Origin of the sequence: Apibacter sp. B2912, assembly GCF_009827835.1 — a bacterium.
Lineage (GTDB): Bacteria > Bacteroidota > Bacteroidia > Flavobacteriales > Weeksellaceae > Apibacter.
In genome coordinates, this window is record NZ_WINV01000002.1 from 216,339 (window position 1) to 234,112 (window position 17,774).

Here is a 17,774-nt window from a genome sequence, read left to right on the forward strand (position 1 = left end):
CATGTATCAAACTATTCATATAAAATTTTAGAGCTAACTATGTAATAATCAAATGTTAACAAATGATAAGTGCTTTATAAAATATTTTTTAAAAAATTAGAATGGTTATCTTGTGCTAATATTTTAATAAATAAATTTGAAAGTTCATTTTTAAGTCCTTATATTCCAACTATATAAGGGGGTATTTACTCTTTTGATGATTTAGTATTCCCAAATATTTTAGCGGTATTTTTTTACAGGTTCGTTTTCAAGTTTCTTGTCAGGTACATAATTATTAAAAAAAATAAAAGTAAGAAACAAAAAAAGAAATTTTAATTTTTAAGCAAAAAATATTTTATAAATATTAAAAATTAAATCATGAAAAAAGGGAATTTTCTTAATAAAATTATCAAAAAACTAAAAAAACTATTTAATTTTGGTAAAATACGTATCACAAAAAGATATCAAGTATATAGTATAACATTATGGGATGATACTAAAAACAAAACTAAAGATAGTTTTTCACATAGTGTAACCTTAGGCAAAAAATCAAAAAGTAAAATAGATGGTTGGAAATCTAATAGTGTAACCTTAGGCAAAAAATCAAAAAGCAAAACAGATGGTTGGAATTCACATAGTATAACCCTAGGTAAAAAATCAAAAAGTAAAACTAAAGGGCCTCAGTCATTTAGCTTAACTTTAGAGGATTACTCAAAAAGCATAACTCAAAGGAATTATTCACACAGTATGGCTTTTGGAGGTAACTCAAAAAGCCACACCGAAGGAGATGATGCATTTAGCGTGGCTATGGGGTATAACTCCCTATGCACAACGAAAGGTAAAAACACTATAGCATTTGCATTAGGTTATAGATCTAAGTTTAAGGCAAAAAACGGATTTGTTGTTATAGCTGAATATGACAAGGATGGATATTTTATAGATTTACATAAATCAAAAGTAGGAGGGAAGATTTTAAATGTAATCATTGAGCCTGATAAATATTACGGATTTGATGATGAAGGAACTTTCAGAATGTTTACGAAGAAAGAAGTTTTAAAATAATAAAATTATAAAAAGAATTAATTATTAAAGAAATATGTTAATAAATACACATGCTAGACAATATATATAAGGTAGAATAAAAAAAATTAAATATTGGAAATTATATAATACTTGATGCCAGTTGTGAACCAGCAATGATGTGGTTTAACAAAATTGATTCATAAGTAATATATATGATTTTCGCAATAATTAATTGATAACATGCGACGTAAGATGTAAAATAATTAAACCCGATGTTATAGGCGATTTTAGAAAAATGCCATTTGAAGATAATACTTTTAAAATAGTAGTATTTGAGATCCATAGTTTTTAATAAACTTGGTGATAATTCTTTTTTATGTCAAAAAAGTTAAAATATTTTCTTTATGAGTAGACGATTTAAAATAAGGATTGGATTAATGTATGAGACTTTTACAAAATAAATGTTTAATAATTTTTAAATGGGATAAATATCAAATACCCCTATCCAAAATAATTGAAATCTTAAATATTCCTAAATATCCAATGAGCCTTAGCGGTTATAGCAGATGGATTAGGATGGTTTTTACAAGTAAATCCGTTTTTGGATGTAAATTCAGATGGTTTTAATCTAATACCTGTAGATATAAATATACGGTTTATGGTTTTGTTCTGCCTGACTTCAATGTGTAATAGCCCTGTTTCTTTACCTTTATTCTTAATTTCATTTTTCCTGTCGAATATAAAGCGTAATGATAAGCTATCCATGTAATTATAAATTTGATTAAAGGTATCAAAAAATTTGATACTTTTTTAAAAAAAGGTATCAAAAAATTGGCAGAATATGGCAGAATATGGCACAGGTTAAAAAACGTAAAAAAGGGCTATAAACCGCGTAAACACAAGAAAACCCGCTATTTAAGCGGGTTTATTAGCAGAGAGGATGGGATTCGAACCCACGATACGGTTACCCGTATACTACCTTTCCAGGGTAGCCTCTTCAACCACTCGAGCACCTCTCTGTTTAGTAGAGCGCAAATATAGAAATATTTTTAAATTGAACCAACTATAATATAATCTTTGTTAAAATTAAATCTTATCGGGATGAACGTTTAAATTTATATTTCATTAAGAAATTAATAATATAGATATAAAACTCAAATTGTATTAAAACTCTTTTTCTGATTACACTAATTATAAAATAAAAAAACAACTAAGATAATCTTAGTTGTTTTTTTATAATAATAAGAATTTATTTACTATTAACTATACATATCATCGATTAGAAATTTAAATTTTTCCAATACAATTTTACGTCTAACTTTTAAAGTAGGAGTGATCTCACCTGAATCCATGTTAAAATCCATAGGAAGCAATTGAAATTTTTTAATTTTTTCAAATCCTGCTAAATGTTGCTGAATATGATTAATTCTCGCAGTGAACAAATCTTTTATTTTTTGATGAGATATAAGCTCCTCAAAAGAATTAAAATGAATATTTAAATTTTCTGCAAAATGTTTCAACGCTTCAAAATTAGGTACTAATAAGGCAGTTACATACGGTTTATTATCACCCACAACCACAGCTTTCTCAATATAATTATCATTGGTTAAAAGATTTTCAATCGGCTGCGGACAAATATATTTACCGTTAGACGTTTTCATTAAATCTTTAATGCGATCAATAATAATTAAATTTCCGTTTTCGTCAAATTTTCCTGCATCACCGGTTTTGAACCATCCATCGGCAGTAAATGCATCTTTAGTCTCTTTTTCCTTCTTATAATAACCTTTAAAAACCCCGTATCCTTTAATTAAAATTTCATTCTCATCGCCTATACGTATTTGTACTCCTGTCATGGGCTTACCAACCGAATTATAGTCATAGTTTTTCAACGGAAAAGCTGCCACAGTCGCAGTGGTTTCAGTTAAGCCATATCCCACGCATAAATGAATTCCAATACAATCCAAAAATTCTGTTATTTCTGGACTGATCGAAGCTCCTCCCACAGGAATAAATCTAAGATTACCTCCCAATTGTTTCTTAACTTTTTTGAAAAACAGTGTATCAACGATTTTATACTTAAGGGCTAAAAACCAAGGGATTTTTTTGTCGTTTCTTTTTAGATTGGAGTATTTTTGACCAATTTTCAAAGAGGATGTAAATAATTTCTTTAAAAATTTGGGACTGCTTTGGATTTTTTCATTAACAGAAATATAAATCTTTTGGAAAAGGCGAGGAACCGAACACATGGTTGTTGGTTTCACTTCTAAAAGAAATTGTGATATTTCTTTCGGATTTTCACAAAAGCTAAGCTGCCCACCACTTGACAGTACAAAAGAGCTCCAACATTTCTCGAATACATGACTTAATGGTAAAAACACTAATGAATTTTCATATTTAGGAGTAAAACCAAAGAAACTTTCATGAGCTTTACAAGCTTCGATAAAATTTCCGTGAGAAAGCATTACGCCTTTAGGTTCTCCGGTTGTTCCGGAAGTATATATTATAGAAGCGATATCGTCTTTATCTTTAGAAACCACTTCACAGTCTGTTGACTGATCTTTAATCAAATCATAAAAATGATAGGAATATTTACTTTGTAATTCAATAAAATTCTTAGCAACTAAAATATGTTCAAGAGAAGTTCCTTTAGAATAGATCTTTAAACAATTCGTATATTGTTTTTCATTTCCGGCAAGAATAATTTTAACATTAGCATCATCTATGATGTATTCAGCTTGTTCAGAAGTTAGAGTAGCAAAAATCGGTACAGTAACAGCACCAATAGTAAGAATCGCTAAATCTAAAATTATCCATTGCGGCATATTATCAGCATATATGGCAATCTTGTCATCAGGTTTAGCACCTAAAGACTTTAGAGCATTGGCTGTTTGTTTAACTAAATTTGTAAACTCTAACCAAGTATACGATTTCCATTCATGATTTTCTTTAAAATTTAAGGCTACTTTAGAAGATAATACTTTATTATCAAGTATGATTTGCGAAAAATTCATATATAATTTTTTTTATCGAAATTTAGAATAAGATAAGCCTAAATCTCGAAATGTAAAGTTAAGAATAATATAATTCTTATGAAATTAAGGTATGTTAATTATTTCAAAAATTAGTTAATTTTTGGCTAGATTTAGTAATATATGTACTTTTATATCCTAAAATTAGTAAAGAAATGGTATCAGGAATTGTAAATACCTTTATCCAGTGGTATGTAAAGAAAAGGGTTAAGCAAATGGAAGTGTTCATTAATAATCCTGAAGATACCCAAAATGCCGTATTAACAGCTCTTTTATATAAGGCAAAAGATACCGAATACGGGAAAAAATATAAGTTTAATCAAATAACTTCTTATAAGGATTTCAAAAATCAAGTTCCATTAGTACATTATGAAGATTTCGAACCTTATATAACGAGAGCAAGAAAAGGCGAAAAAAATGTTATATGGCCCGGAATAATTCAATGGTTTGCTAAATCATCCGGTACAACCAATGCTAAAAGTAAATTTATTCCAATTACTGAAGATAGCTTGCAAGAATGTCATTACAAGGCCGGAAAAGATTTATTTTCAATGTATGCTTTCCATAATCCAAATACAAAGATTTTTCAATGTAAAAATTTAAGGTTGGGAGGAACCCGAGAAAATTACGCCGGTTTCGATTCGAAATATGGAGATTTATCTGCCGTTTTAATAGATAATCTACCCTTTTGGGCAGAATGGAAAAGCACTCCAAATAAAGAAGTATCTCTTTTAAAAGATTGGGAAATCAAATTACCGGCAATTGTGGAACAAGTCATTACGCAAGATGTGGGAAGTTTTACCGGAGTTCCTTCCTGGATGATGGTATTATTAAGAAAAGTATTGGAAGCTACAGATAAAAAATACATTGATGAAGTATGGCCGAATGTTGAATGTTTCTTTCATGGGGGAATAAGTTTCACTCCTTATGTTGAGCAGTATGCATCCATATTTTCCAAATCGATTAATTATTATGAAATTTATAATGCTTCCGAAGGGTATTTTGCCATGCAAGATACCAATGAAAGTAAAGATATGCTCTTAATGCTCGATTATGGTATATTTTATGAGTTTATACCTATGGATGAGTTTTATTCGGATAATCCGACAGTTTTATCCATTGAAGATGTAAAGTTAGATACCAATTATGCATTGGTTATAACAACGAATGGCGGATTGTGGAGATACATTATAGGAGATACGGTAAAGTTTGTTTCTAAAAATCCGTATCGAATAAGAGTTACGGGAAGAACCAAATTTTATATTAATGCATTTGGTGAAGAATTGATGGTTGAAAATGCTGAAAAAGCCTTAAAAGAGGCGGAAAAAGAAACCCAAGCGATAATATCCGAATATACGGCCGGGCCGATATTTATGAAAGGAAAAGAAAAAGGTTCGCATGAGTGGATTATAGAATTTGCGTGTCAACCGAATTCTCTGGAAAAATTTACGGAAATTTTAGATAATGAATTGCAGAAATTAAATTCCGATTACGAAGCCAAAAGATATAATAATATGACATTAACAATGCCCAAAGTACATTTAGCAAGACCTCAACTTTTCTATGACTGGATGAAGCAAAGAGGTAAATTGGGTGGTCAAAATAAAATACCCCGTTTAGCTAATGACAGGGAATATTTGGATTCATTGCTGAACTTAAACCATAAATAATCTAAAAACTTTAATAATGAAACAATTTTTTTTAATTTTAGGAACTACTTTAAGCTTACTTGCCTGTTCATCTAAAAATAATACCCATTCGGTCATTGTAGGAAATGATGCAGACGAACACGGGTGTAAAAGATCTACCGGTTCTCAATGGTCGCAAATTAAAAGAGATTGCGTTCAACCGTTTAGTGTAGGAATTAAATTAAAACCTGTTTCTACAACCTCTACTCAAGCAGCTTATATACTTGTAGATAAAGATCGTATAGAAATATTTTCATCAGAGATACCCGGTTCAGTGATCGCACAAAAGATAAATGATACTGAATGGAAAAATGGAAATTGGGTAGTAAAAAAAATTAATGATATCTATGAATTAGAAAAAGAGGGCAAAACGCTTTACAAAAATAATTAATAAGGATTTCTTTTCAATAATAAAATTAGTTTACGAAAAATTATATGGTAAAACTACAGAAACTTTAGGTAACTCTATTTTTATAAAGTAGGATTTTTTTAAAGTTTTAAATTCAAATATGTATAGCATATATACACTAGAAAATGTGAAAATTTATTGCCTTTAAATAATAAAATTTGAAAATAAATAATTACATTTAGAAACAGTATTAATAAATAAGAGGATGATCCAGTCACCTTTAGCAGAAAGAATGCGTCCGAAAACCCTTGAGGACTATCAATATCAAAATCATTTAATTGGAAAAGACGGTCCCATTAAACGAATGGTGGAAAGTGGAAATCTGGCTTCCATGATTTTTTGGGGTCCTCCGGGAACAGGAAAAACAACTCTCGCAGAAATAATAGCCCATGAATCTCAAAGAGACTATTATACACTTAGTGCGGTAAGCTCCGGAGTTAAAGAAGTAAGAGAAGTAATAGAAAAGGCTAAAAATCAAAATTTATTTACCGGAAAAAGTCCTATTTTGTTTATTGATGAAATCCACCGATTCAACAAGTCGCAGCAAGACAGTTTATTACAAGCCGTTGAGAAAGGATGGGTCGTATTAATCGGAGCAACCACGGAAAATCCCAGTTTTGAAGTTGTATCAGCACTATTATCCAGGTGTCAGGTATATACCCTTTATCACTTAGATAAAAAAGCGTTGTCCAATTTATTGCACAGAGCTATAACAGAAGATGAAATTTTGTCCCAAAAGAAGGTAATTATAGATGAAGAAGAGGCCTTATTGCAATATTCAGGAGGCGATGCCAGAAAACTGTTAAACAGCTTGGATTTAGTAGTACAACAATTCAGTGATCAGGATGAAATTCATATCAATAATGAAGAAATAAAAAAAGTCATTCAACAAAATATGGCTTTGTATGATAAAGGAGGAGAACAACATTACGATATCATTTCCGCCTTTATAAAGTCGATTCGAGGTTCAGATCCCAATGCAGCCGTATATTGGTTAGCCCGAATGCTGGATGGGGGAGAAGACATTAAATTTATAGCCCGAAGGATGGTTATTTCCGCTTCAGAAGATATAGGTATGGCCAATCCTACAGCTTTAATATTAGCAAATAATACCTTTCAAGCGGTAAATGTCATTGGAAATCCCGAAGCAAGAATTTTATTAAGTCAGTGTGCTATTTATTTAGCAACCTCTCCTAAATCAAATGCTTCCTATTTAGCAATAAATACAGCCTTAGCATATGTTAAAGAAACAGGAAATTTGCCCGTTCCTCTACCAATAAGAAATGCACCCACTCAATTAATGAAAGAGCTGAATTACGGTTCAGGATATAAATATGCCCATGATTATCCGGGAAATTTTGTATATCAAGAATTTTTACCCGATCAAGCTTCTCATCAAAGTTTTTATCAACCCGGTAATAATCCGAGAGAAAACAAACTCAGAGATTATCTTAAAAATTTGTGGATGGATAAATACAATTTTTAATATGATCACAGAATTGACTAAAATTCAGTGATGTAAAAGATGTAGTAAAAATAGAATAAATCTTCCTTTTAGTCTTATTTTAATATTTCCAATATTGCCTTTCAATGGTTGCAACTAAGATAAGAATCTTAGTTCGTCTCTATTTTTGAATCATTAATTAATTTAGTTATACGTATTTTTGTATAGGAAATTTCAGTAACAGATATGTCATTAGAACTTCAGTTAAAAACATTACCTAACAAACCGGGAATTTATCAGTTTTTTGATGAAAACCAGAAAATTTTATATGTTGGAAAAGCTAAAAACTTAAAAAAAAGGGTTTCATCCTATTTCAACAAAGAACATGTAGGTAAAACTAAAGTTTTAGTTTCAAAAATTAAAAATTTAAAAATTACGATTGTTGATACTGAATACGATGCCTTATTGTTGGAAAATAATCTGATTAAAGAATTTCAGCCGCGATATAATATTCGTTTAAAGGATGATAAAACCTATCCTTGTATATGCATTAAAAATGAACCCTTTCCAAGAGTTTTTTTAACCAGAAAACTAATAAAAGACGGTTCTGAATACTATGGACCCTATAGTTCCGTTGTAGTTGCCAAAGCACTGTTAGAGTTAATAAAAAGTATCTATCCCTTACGAAGTTGTAATTTAGATTTAACTCAAGAAAAAATTGAATCACATAAATTTTCCGTTTGTCTGGAATATCATATCCATAATTGTTTAGGTCCCTGTGAGGAATATCAAACGCTTGAAGATTATTTAGAAAATATCAAAGAAATACGGGATATTATCAAAGGTAATATATCCGAGCCCTTAGCATCCTTACGAAAAAAAATGATGCAGTATTCTGATAAAATGGAATACGAAAAAGCACAGCAAATAAAAGAAAAACTAGATATTTTAGAAAAATATCAAGCGAAATCAACTGTTATTTCACCCACTATATCCAATGTGGATGTATTCGGAATAACTTCCGATGAATCGGCTGCTTATGTTAATTATTTTAAAATTGTAAAAGGTAGAATCATTCAATCCTATACAACTGAAATAAAAAAACAATTGGATGAATCCGATGAAGAAATACTACAAAAAAGTATAATTGAAATACGAGAAAAATTCAATTCAGTATCTAGAATCATTTATATTCCTTTTCCTGTAGATATAAAAATACCGGATGTAAAATTATATATTCCTAAAATAGGGGATAAAAAGAAAATATTAGATTTATCTGAAAGAAATGCCAAAGAGTATAGGTTAGAAATGCTAAAACAGGTTAAAATTGTAGATCCCGAACGACATTCCAACCGAATTATGGCTGAAATGAAAACGCTTTTACATTTACCGGAAGAACCACGATTAATTGAAGGTTTTGATAATTCAAATATACAAGGAACCAATCCGGTTTCTGCCTGTGTTGTCTTCCGCAACGGCAGACCGAGTAAAAAAGAGTATCGTATTTTTAATGTTAAAACAGTAGAAGGACCTAATGACTTTGCTACTATGGAAGAGGTAATATATCGCAGATACAAAAGGCAATTAGAAGAAAATAACGAATTACCTCAACTTATACTAATTGACGGAGGAAAAGGTCAGTTAAGCTCTGCCTATAAATCATTGGAATTACTGGGATTGGCGGGAAAAATACCTATTATCGGGATCGCCAAAAGGTTGGAAGAACTCTATTTTCCCCATGATTCCATCCCTTTATATTTGGATAAAACTTCAGAAACCCTAAAAGTGCTGCAAAAAGTTCGAGATGAGGCGCACAGGTATGGTATAACGAGGCACAGAAATAAAAGAAGTAAAAAAACATTCACGACTGAACTGGAAACAATACCCGGAATTGGAAAAAAAACCATTGAAATACTTTTAAATCATTTTAAATCCGTATCAGCCATAAGACAGGCTAGCGAAGATGAAATTCAAAAGCTTATTGGAGATAAAAGAACTTCAATAATCGTAAATTATTTTAAAACGGATAAATAAGATTTTCAAAACTTCTAAAACTCGATAAAAAAGTTAATCGGATAAAATCGTTACTATAATTAAAAGATAATAGTATTTTTGCTTGTTATTTTTAATTATAAAAATTTATGAATTATACATTTTATTCAAAAATTGGATTGCTTTTTATTTTTATATTGAGTTTTCAACTATGTATCTGTCAAAAAAGATCAACCAATCATTTAGCCGTCTTACATGCCGTAAAAAAAATTTTAACTGCCAGTACCAATCAAAGTTTTTCCGTACTAAAAGATACAGGATCATTTCTAATCAATACGAAAATGGAAGAAGCCTTACCTGATGAACTTAAGGATATTAATACGAAACTCGAAACCTTAGGCTTATCCAGTATTGTTGAAAGTGAAAAGCAAAACATCGGTAAAGCAGCTCAATCTTCAGTTAATTTATTTAAACCTATCATTAATTCTGCAATTAAAGATATCACGCCTTTAGAGGCTGCTAAAATTATAGCAGGTGGAAAGGGAGCAGCTACTCAATTTTTGAAAAAGAAAACGGAAGCGAAACTTTTTGAAGCAATACAACCTGAGGTTGAAAATGAATTAAACAGCAGTGGAGTAACCGCATTGGTTAATTCTGCATTAAACAACAAAACAATTCAAAATGCCTTAGCCATGATTACGGGAAACCCTGCTTCAACAACTGAAAACGGAGCTAATTCGATTGCAAAGTACGCAACTAGTCAAATTGTTAATGGATTTTTTCAAGTAGCAGAAGAATATGAAGTAAAAAATTCCAATCTTTCTACAGATCTTATTAAATCGTTAGTTAAATAAGCTAATAAGAAAGCTATTTTTGAATTAAACAGTATCTATCACTTAATTTTAGTCATTCGGAAAAAAGTAAAGAAATGGTTAAAATAGAGGATTAGATAACTAAAATAAGTTTTATTAAAATAAAATTAAAAAAAGCCATTCTGATTAGAATGGCTTTTAATGTATCAAAGATAATTTATTACTTTATCATTTCGTAACTTCTCTTAATAAAATCAGTAAGATCTTTACCTTTTAGTATATTTTGAGAAAGTTTAGCTAAGTCTAAAGCTTGTTTAATAATGGAAGCTTTTTCGTCTTTGTTTTCCTTCTTTAAGATCTCGGAAGCAATAGGATTATTGGTATTTACGACAAGATTATAAGATTCAGGGAAATTACCCATCATGCCGTACATTCCACCGCCCACTTGTTGCATATCTTTCATTCTTCTCATAAATTCCGGCTGTGTCAAAATAAAAGGAGCGTCATCCTTACTTAAATTTTCTAACGAAATAGTATACGTTTTAGAATCTACATTTTCCTCAATCTCTTTTTTAAGAGTTTCTTTTTCTTCATCGGTTAAAACAGATACGGTGTTTTCGTCCTTCTTGATAAGATTGTTAATATGATCTGCATCTACTCGTACAAAAGAAATATTTTCTTTAGAAGTTTCCAATTTTTGAATTAAATGAGGAACTATTGGAGAATCCAATAATAAAACTTCATAGCCTTTTTGTTTAGCCGTTTGAATGTATTGATCTTGCTCATCTAAATTGGTAGCATATAAGATCACTAATTTACCATCTTTGTCGGTTTGGTGATCTTTAATCTTATCTTTTAACTCGTCGAACGTATAATATACATGATCTACCGTAGGATAAAGCGCGAATTTATCTGATTTTTCATAGAATTTTTCTTCGGAAATCATTCCGTATTCTATTACTATTTTAATATCATTCCATTTCTTTTCAAAATCCTCGCGGTTTTCATTAATTAATGAAACCATCTTATCAGCCACTTTTTTAGTGATGTAAGAAGAAATTTTCTTAACAGCGCCGTCAGCTTGTAAATAAGAACGAGAAACGTTTAACGGAATATCGGGAGAATCAATAACCCCTCTCAATAACATTAAGAAATCGGGAACGATGCCTTTAACCTCATCGGTAACAAAAACTTGATTTTGGTACAATTGGATTTTGTCTTTATCTAAATTCAGGTTATTGGCTAATTTAGGAAAAAATAAAATTCCGGTTAAATGAAACGGATAATCTACATTCAAATGAATGTAAAATAAAGGTTCATCAAATTGCATCGGATACAGCTCATGGTAAAATGCTTTATAATCCTCATCTTTCAATTCAGAAGGAGACTTTGTCCATGCCGGATTAGGATTATTGATGATATCATCAACGATTACTTTTTCTGGTTTGGCATCTTTATCAGCACCCTCAGGTAGCGGTAACATTTCTTCCTTAGTTCCGAATTTAATCGGAATAGGCATGAATCGATTGTATTTTAACAGCAGCTCGCGAATTTTGTAGTCTTCTAAAAATTCAGAAGAATCTTCGGCAATGTGCAAAATAATTTCAGTACCGCGATCTTTTTTATCCGCAGGACCTAAATCGAATTGAGGACTTCCGTCGCAAACCCATTGCACGGCCGGAGCATCTGTATAAGATTTAGTTATGATTTCCACTTTATCGGCAACCATAAAAGCAGAATAGAAGCCTAAACCGAAATGACCTATAATGCCTTCTTTTTCAGCATCTTTGTGTTTGGAAATAAAGTCTTCAGCTCCGGAAAACGCTACTTCATTAATATATTTTTGTACTTCTTCTTCTGTCATACCGATCCCTTGATCGATAATATGAAGGGTTTTATCTTCTTTGTTTATTTTAATTTCAATAATTGGACTGCCGTATTCAACGTTAGCTTCTCCAATATTCGATAAATGTTTAAGTTTTAAAGTAGCATCAGTAGCATTAGATACCAGCTCACGTAAAAATATTTCGTGATCGTTATATAAAAACTTTTTAATCAGTGGAAAAATATTTTCAACCGATACATTAATATTTCCTTTTGCCATATATTTTTTTTATTTTTTTTCGTTTTATTAATGAAAATTAATTTTCAAAAGTCAAAAAAAGTACCAATGAAAATCTTATGACAAAATGACGGGCAACAAAGGTAAAAGGTTTATCAGCATTAGATAATTTTTATTTTCTAAAATAAGATAAATTTATTATAATTTTTTATCTTTAATAGTTTAAATTAAAATTTTTATAAACTTAATTTTAAATGTAAATAAAATGATAAGAAAAGCAGTTAAAGGAGATTGTAAAAGATTAATGGAATTAATACAAGAATTAGCCGATTTTGAAAAAGCACCGGGTGAAGTTACCGTAAATCTATCCCATTTTGAAGAAAGCGGATTTGGAAATCATCCTGTTTGGTGGGCGTTGGTAGCTGAAGATGAGAAATCTAAAACCCTTATAGGTTTTGCATTATACTATGTGCGATATTCGACATGGAAGGGGCAACGCCTGTATCTTGAAGATCTTTATGTATGTCCCGATTGGAGAGGAAAGGGAATAGGAAGTCAACTTTTTGAGGCTGTGATCAAAGAAACTAAAGATAAACAATTAAACGGGATGGTATGGCAGGTATTGGAATGGAACGAAACGGCGATAGAATTTTATAAAAAGTATAATGCAAAATTTGATGCAGAATGGATAAATTGCAGTATCGATTTATAGTTTCAAGCGTTAAAAAAATGTATCAATTGGTTTATCTTATACAGCAAAGTATATAATTTACATTTTTTAGTGTTGAATCTTTAGTTTTAGTTGTGATTTGGTAAAAAATCATTGTTAATTTAGGAATAGATTTATCGAAAATGTAAGATTTTAACAGATATATATCATTAAAAAAACAGTTATCTTTCGAATTTCATTATATTTGTAAAATTTATTAAATTCCGTATAAAATAAGATAAATTTTATCTGAAATTATATATTATTTGAAAATAGAGCAAAAATAATTACAATTTTTTATACTAATACTAAATTACTAACTGTAAAGAATTAATTTTGAAGAATTTAAAGTCTGATAGAACAAAGAAAGAATTAAAAAGAGGATTATCTAATCGACATATACAACTTATCGCTTTAGGCGGCTCCATAGGCACCGGATTATTTTTAGGAATCGGACCGGCCGCTGTTATGGCAGGACCATCTGTTATTTTAGGTTATACCATTGCCGGATTTATAGCATTTATGATTATGAGGCAATTGGGAGAAATGGTGGTTGAAGAACCGGTATCGGGAAGTTTTAGCCATTTTGCCAACAAATATTGGGGGCCTTTTGCAGGTTTTGCTTCCGGTTGGAACTATTGGTTGTTATACACGTTAGTAAGCATGACGGAATTAACCGCCATAGGAACGTATGTACATTTTTGGTGGCCTGAAATTCCACTATGGGTATCTAGTTTATTCTTTTTTGTGGTTATTAATTTAATTAACCTGGCTAATGTAAAGATTTACGGAGAAGCAGAATTTTGGTTTTCAATCATAAAAGTTATTGCAATCATTGCTATGATTGTTTTTGGAAGCTATCTTTTGATAAGTGGTTCGGGAGGCCCCAAAGCTTCCATAACTAATTTATGGAACGACGGTGGTTTTTTTCCTAAAGGCTTATTTAATTCAGATGGAGCAGGAGGTTATCAAGGGTTACTTGCTGCAATGGCTTTCATTATGTTCTCTTTCGGAGGCTTAGAGCTGATCGGGATCACAGCTTCTGAAGCAGAAAATCCTGAAGTAACTATACCTAAAGCAACGAATCAGGTAATATACAGAATCCTTATTTTTTATACCGGAGCTCTACTGATTTTATTTTCACTTTCTCCGTGGAGAGAAATAACAACCGGAAGCAGTCCGTTTGTAACCGTTTTTGATACCCTTAACGGTTTTAGTTTTACATTATTAGGTCATACTTTTTATTTTACAAGCATCATTGCAAATGTTCTGAATGTGGTGGTTTTAACTGCAGCCCTATCTGTTTATAATAGCAGCGTGTACAGTAACAGCAGGATGTTATATGGTTTGTCCGTTCAAGGAAATGCTCCTAAATTTTTATCGAAACTGAATGCCAATCATGTACCGGTAATGGCCATATTGGTTTCCGCCTTATTTGCTGCTGTTTGTGTTATTGTAAACAAAGTAATGCCGAAAGAAGCTCTCAATTATTTAATGTCGTTAGTAGTTTCTTCTCTAATCATCAATTGGATAATCATCAGTTTAACCCATTTTTATTTTAAAAGAAGTAAAAATAAAGAAGGAGTGTTTAAAACTAAATTTCCTTCTTTATGGTTTCCGCTGGGAAATATTATTTGTTTGATATTCTTAGTTGGAATTTTACCCATTATGTGGTTTACCGGTATGGAATTATCTATTGAGCTGATTCCTGTATGGTTGTTTGTTCTGTATTTCTGTTATAGATTTCCTAAATATAAATGGATCTTATTAATTATATTTTTAGCCTATTTTCTCTGGAGAATTTACTGCTTAATTTAGTGGGTTATTATATTTTCAACCATACAATGATTAAGAAAATAGATTTGGGTTCTAATTAATTTAAAAAAAATTAATTAGAACTTGTAAGCTTTTCTAAAGCATATTGTATCATTTTATCTACAGAGGAATACGGATCTTTACTAAAAGTACCTGCATAACGGTTAGCTACAATAGTGTTTAATGATAAAGCACGATGACCCATCAATTGAGATAAACCGTAAATGGCTGAAGTTTCCATTTCAAAATTGGTAATTCTGTGATTTTTATATTCGAATCGATTAAGTTTTTCGTTCATCTTTTCATCATCTAAGTCCAAACGTAAAATTCTTCCCTGTGGACCGTAAAAACCAATAGCGGTTGCAGTGATACCGGCTCTGACGGCTGAATTTTCACACATAAGGTCCAATAATTCTTGAGAGCCGTCTACAACATAAGGAGCTGCTCTTTTTTTATTCCAGTTGGTTTGCGATGTAAACGCTTCTGCTATTTCATTAGTGTAAAAATTTTCAGTATTTGCGTAAAAGCTCATTAAACCGTCAAATCCTAATCCTTTAGTTGAGGCAACCATCGTATCTACCGGAATATCAGACTGCAAAGAACCGGAGGTTCCTAATCGAACAAAAGTAAGTCGGGTAGGGGTAGATTTAATTTTCTTATTAACTAATTCAATATTGGCAAGAGCATCCAACTCATTCAAAACGATATCAATATTATCGGTACCCATACCTGTGGATATTACAGTAAGCCTTTTTCCGTTAAGTGTTCCCGTGTGAGTAACAATTTCTCGTTTTTGAGACGTAACTTCAACGGAATCGAAATATTGTGACACTTTAGGTACTCGTCCCGGATCTCCAACCAGTATAATGGTATCTGCCAGCTCTTCGGGTTTGATATTGCAATGATAAATACTCCCGTCGGGATTTAATACTAATTCTGAATTTGATAATTTAGAAGCCATAGTTTGTAAAGCTAATTTTTTTAAACTTGATATCTTTAATTTATCCGCCCACTCGTTTTACGGAAAATCCTTTTTCTTTTAAAATATCCATTATTTTATCTCGATAATTTCCCTGAATAACAATAATTCCGTCTTTGGCAGATCCGCCCACCCCTAATTGGGATTTTAGTTCTTTGGCAAGTTGTTTTAAATCTTCATCTGCTCCGTTATAATTTTCCAAGATAGTAACGGGCTTTCCATTTCTCCCTTTTTTTTCATATTTACAAATAATTGGTTCCTCCTGCATAAACAATTCTTTTTCCGGGGTGGAAAATGATTCTTCAGGTTCTTCAAACTGATGATTCGGAAATAATTTCTTAAGCTGATCTTGCAAATCCATGGTATTGCTTTATATATACAATTACGAAATTAGTAATTTTTTATTGTAAGGAATTGATTTTACTTATCTATAGTTTGAAATTATTGTAAGGAATTGTTTCAATTGATAAAAAATCTATACGATAGTGTATGAATAGTAATTTTAGTTTAATTTTGAATTTAAAAGAATTCAGGTAAAATGCTAGAGATACGAAGAATAAGTGAAAGAGATATAGAATCACTGGTTTATATAAGTTATAAAACGTTTGTTGAAACTTTTGGAAGTTCAAATACCCAGGAAAATATGGATCGTTATTTGGAGGAACATGTAAATTCAGATCAATTGAAATCCGAGTTAGCTGATTCCAATTCTGAATTTTATTTTGCCGAAATCGATCAAAATCCTGTAGGTTATTTTAAAATTAATTTTGGAGAAGCTCAAACGGAAATTAAAGAAAATGAGGGAATGGAAATTGAACGGATATATGTTCTTATGGATTTTCAAAAACAATTTATAGGACAACAATTATTTAATCAGGCCATTGCCATAGCTAAAGAAAAAAATTGCACTTATGTTTGGTTAGGAGTTTGGGAGAAAAACATTAAGGCCATAAAATTTTATCAGAAAAATGGACTCAAGGTTTTTGATACGCATTTTTTTGTATTAGGAGAAGACAAGCAAACGGATCTTATGATGAAATTGGAATTTTAATATACGTATTTGATCAAGTATCATTTATTTAAAAAATATCTTGAATTAAATACGTTGAAGCATATAAACAAAAAAAATACTATTTAAACATTAAATAGTATTTTTTTTAAACTTTTTATTCTAATTACATTGATTTTATAATCTTGTCCATTTCCAATCTGGATTTTGGAGTTTTAGAAGGTTGATTATTGTCATCCGGATTTCTATATCCAATGGCTACAGCGAAAAGGGTTGTATAATCGTTGAGTTTCAATATTTCATTATATTTTTTAGGTTCAATTCCTTCCATAGGAGTACTGTCAATACCTAAGGCGGCACAGGCACTTAAAAAGAATCCTAAGGATAGATATACTTGTTTTTGAAACCAAGATTTTATTTCAAATTCTGATTGCGGTTTTAGTACTTGATTATAATAAACCATGCTTCCTTCAGGTAAATAGTTTGGCATTTCCTCTTCAAATTTTTTAACATTATCCAGAGCAGTAAACACTATGATATGGCTGCAATCTTTTATTTTTTGTGAATTAAATTCAGAAGCTCCCGCTAATTGATCTTTAAGTGACGGATCTGATATAAAATAAAATTTCCAAGGTTGGCTGTCGATGGAAGAGGGACTAAGCCTCAAGATTTCTTTTAATTTTTGAATATTTTCTTCAGATACTTTTTTAGTGGGATCGTATAATTTAGTAGTATACCTGGTTTTTGCTAATTCCAAAAAATCCATATTTTCTATTTTTAAAATTTAAATAATTATTTATTCTGTTACTAAGTTATGAAGA

Annotated in this window: 15 protein-coding genes and 1 tRNA gene; 9 read left to right on the plus strand and 7 right to left on the minus strand. The window is 30.8% G+C overall.

Annotated features, from left to right (window positions below; genetic code table 11):
• Positions 1–357: 357 nt before the first annotated feature.
• Positions 358–1,041, plus strand: coding sequence for a hypothetical protein (locus GFV01_RS04300; protein ID WP_160565082.1), 684 nt, complete (start codon positions 358–360; stop codon positions 1,039–1,041).
• Positions 1,042–1,524: 483 nt separating this feature from the next.
• Here GFV01_RS04300 and GFV01_RS04305 read toward each other — a convergent pair whose 3' ends face one another.
• The 3 genes from GFV01_RS04305 to GFV01_RS04315 all read right to left on the minus strand — a co-directional run bounded on the left by GFV01_RS04305 (position 1,525) and on the right by GFV01_RS04315 (position 4,016).
• Entirely contained in the window at positions 1,525–1,767 is a 243-nt protein-coding gene (locus tag GFV01_RS04305; RefSeq protein WP_160565084.1) for a hypothetical protein, read from the minus strand.
• A 167-nt stretch (positions 1,768–1,934) separates the two neighbouring features.
• A tRNA-Ser gene (locus tag GFV01_RS04310) sits at positions 1,935–2,021 on the minus strand.
• A 240-nt stretch (positions 2,022–2,261) separates the two neighbouring features.
• Positions 2,262–4,016: a long-chain fatty acid--CoA ligase gene (locus GFV01_RS04315; RefSeq protein ID WP_160565086.1), complete on the minus strand. Its 1,755-nt coding sequence runs from the start codon at positions 4,014–4,016 to the stop codon at positions 2,262–2,264.
• A gap of 173 nt (positions 4,017–4,189) precedes the next feature.
• Here GFV01_RS04315 and GFV01_RS04320 point away from each other — a divergent pair, with 173 nt between their 5' ends.
• The 5 genes from GFV01_RS04320 (at position 4,190) to GFV01_RS04340 (ending at position 10,421) form a co-directional block, all read left to right on the plus strand.
• Complete coding sequence (locus GFV01_RS04320) at positions 4,190–5,704, plus strand: GH3 auxin-responsive promoter family protein (protein ID WP_160565088.1); 1,515 nt, start codon at positions 4,190–4,192, stop codon at positions 5,702–5,704.
• Positions 5,705–5,720: 16 nt separating this feature from the next.
• Entirely contained in the window at positions 5,721–6,113 is a 393-nt protein-coding gene (locus GFV01_RS04325; RefSeq protein WP_160565090.1) for a hypothetical protein, read from the plus strand.
• A 226-nt stretch (positions 6,114–6,339) separates the two neighbouring features.
• A complete protein-coding gene (locus GFV01_RS04330) occupies positions 6,340–7,617 on the plus strand; it encodes a replication-associated recombination protein A (RefSeq protein WP_160565626.1) in 1,278 nt (425 codons plus the stop codon).
• A gap of 204 nt (positions 7,618–7,821) precedes the next feature.
• Complete coding sequence (gene uvrC, locus GFV01_RS04335) at positions 7,822–9,609, plus strand: excinuclease ABC subunit UvrC (protein WP_160565092.1); 1,788 nt, start codon at positions 7,822–7,824, stop codon at positions 9,607–9,609.
• A 107-nt stretch (positions 9,610–9,716) separates the two neighbouring features.
• Positions 9,717–10,421 carry a DUF4197 family protein gene (locus GFV01_RS04340; protein WP_160565094.1) on the plus strand — a complete coding sequence of 235 codons (705 nt, stop codon included), beginning with the start codon at positions 9,717–9,719 and terminating at the stop codon, positions 10,419–10,421.
• A 178-nt stretch (positions 10,422–10,599) separates the two neighbouring features.
• Here GFV01_RS04340 and htpG read toward each other — a convergent pair whose 3' ends face one another.
• Complete coding sequence (gene htpG, locus GFV01_RS04345; RefSeq protein ID WP_160565096.1) at positions 10,600–12,483, minus strand: molecular chaperone HtpG; 1,884 nt, start codon at positions 12,481–12,483, stop codon at positions 10,600–10,602.
• Positions 12,484–12,706: 223 nt separating this feature from the next.
• Between htpG and GFV01_RS04350 the strand changes: the two genes are divergently transcribed.
• Together GFV01_RS04350 and GFV01_RS04355 are read left to right on the plus strand one after the other, a co-directional pair.
• Positions 12,707–13,153 carry a GNAT family N-acetyltransferase gene (locus GFV01_RS04350; RefSeq protein ID WP_160565098.1) on the plus strand — a complete coding sequence of 149 codons (447 nt, stop codon included), beginning with the start codon at positions 12,707–12,709 and terminating at the stop codon, positions 13,151–13,153.
• Between the two features lie 333 nt (positions 13,154–13,486).
• Positions 13,487–14,968 carry an amino acid permease gene (locus GFV01_RS04355; RefSeq protein WP_160565100.1) on the plus strand — a complete coding sequence of 494 codons (1,482 nt, stop codon included), beginning with the start codon at positions 13,487–13,489 and terminating at the stop codon, positions 14,966–14,968.
• 70 nt (positions 14,969–15,038) lie between these two features.
• On the opposite strand, the gene GFV01_RS04360 is transcribed toward GFV01_RS04355, so the two are convergent.
• Both GFV01_RS04360 and GFV01_RS04365 read right to left on the minus strand, forming a co-directional pair.
• Positions 15,039–15,926, minus strand: a complete 888-nt coding sequence (locus GFV01_RS04360; protein WP_160565102.1) for a nucleoside phosphorylase — start codon at positions 15,924–15,926, stop codon at positions 15,039–15,041.
• 40 nt (positions 15,927–15,966) lie between these two features.
• On the minus strand, positions 15,967–16,305 hold the full coding sequence (locus tag GFV01_RS04365) for a translation initiation factor (protein WP_160565104.1): 339 nt from the start codon (positions 16,303–16,305) through the stop codon (positions 15,967–15,969).
• A 177-nt stretch (positions 16,306–16,482) separates the two neighbouring features.
• Between GFV01_RS04365 and GFV01_RS04370 the strand changes: the two genes are divergently transcribed.
• Positions 16,483–16,995: a GNAT family N-acetyltransferase gene (locus GFV01_RS04370; protein ID WP_160565106.1), complete on the plus strand. Its 513-nt coding sequence runs from the start codon at positions 16,483–16,485 to the stop codon at positions 16,993–16,995.
• A 124-nt stretch (positions 16,996–17,119) separates the two neighbouring features.
• Here the strand turns inward: GFV01_RS04370 and GFV01_RS04375 are convergent, their stop codons facing one another.
• On the minus strand, positions 17,120–17,719 hold the full coding sequence (locus GFV01_RS04375; RefSeq protein ID WP_160565108.1) for a nitroreductase family protein: 600 nt from the start codon (positions 17,717–17,719) through the stop codon (positions 17,120–17,122).
• Between the last annotated feature and the right edge of the window lie 55 nt (positions 17,720–17,774).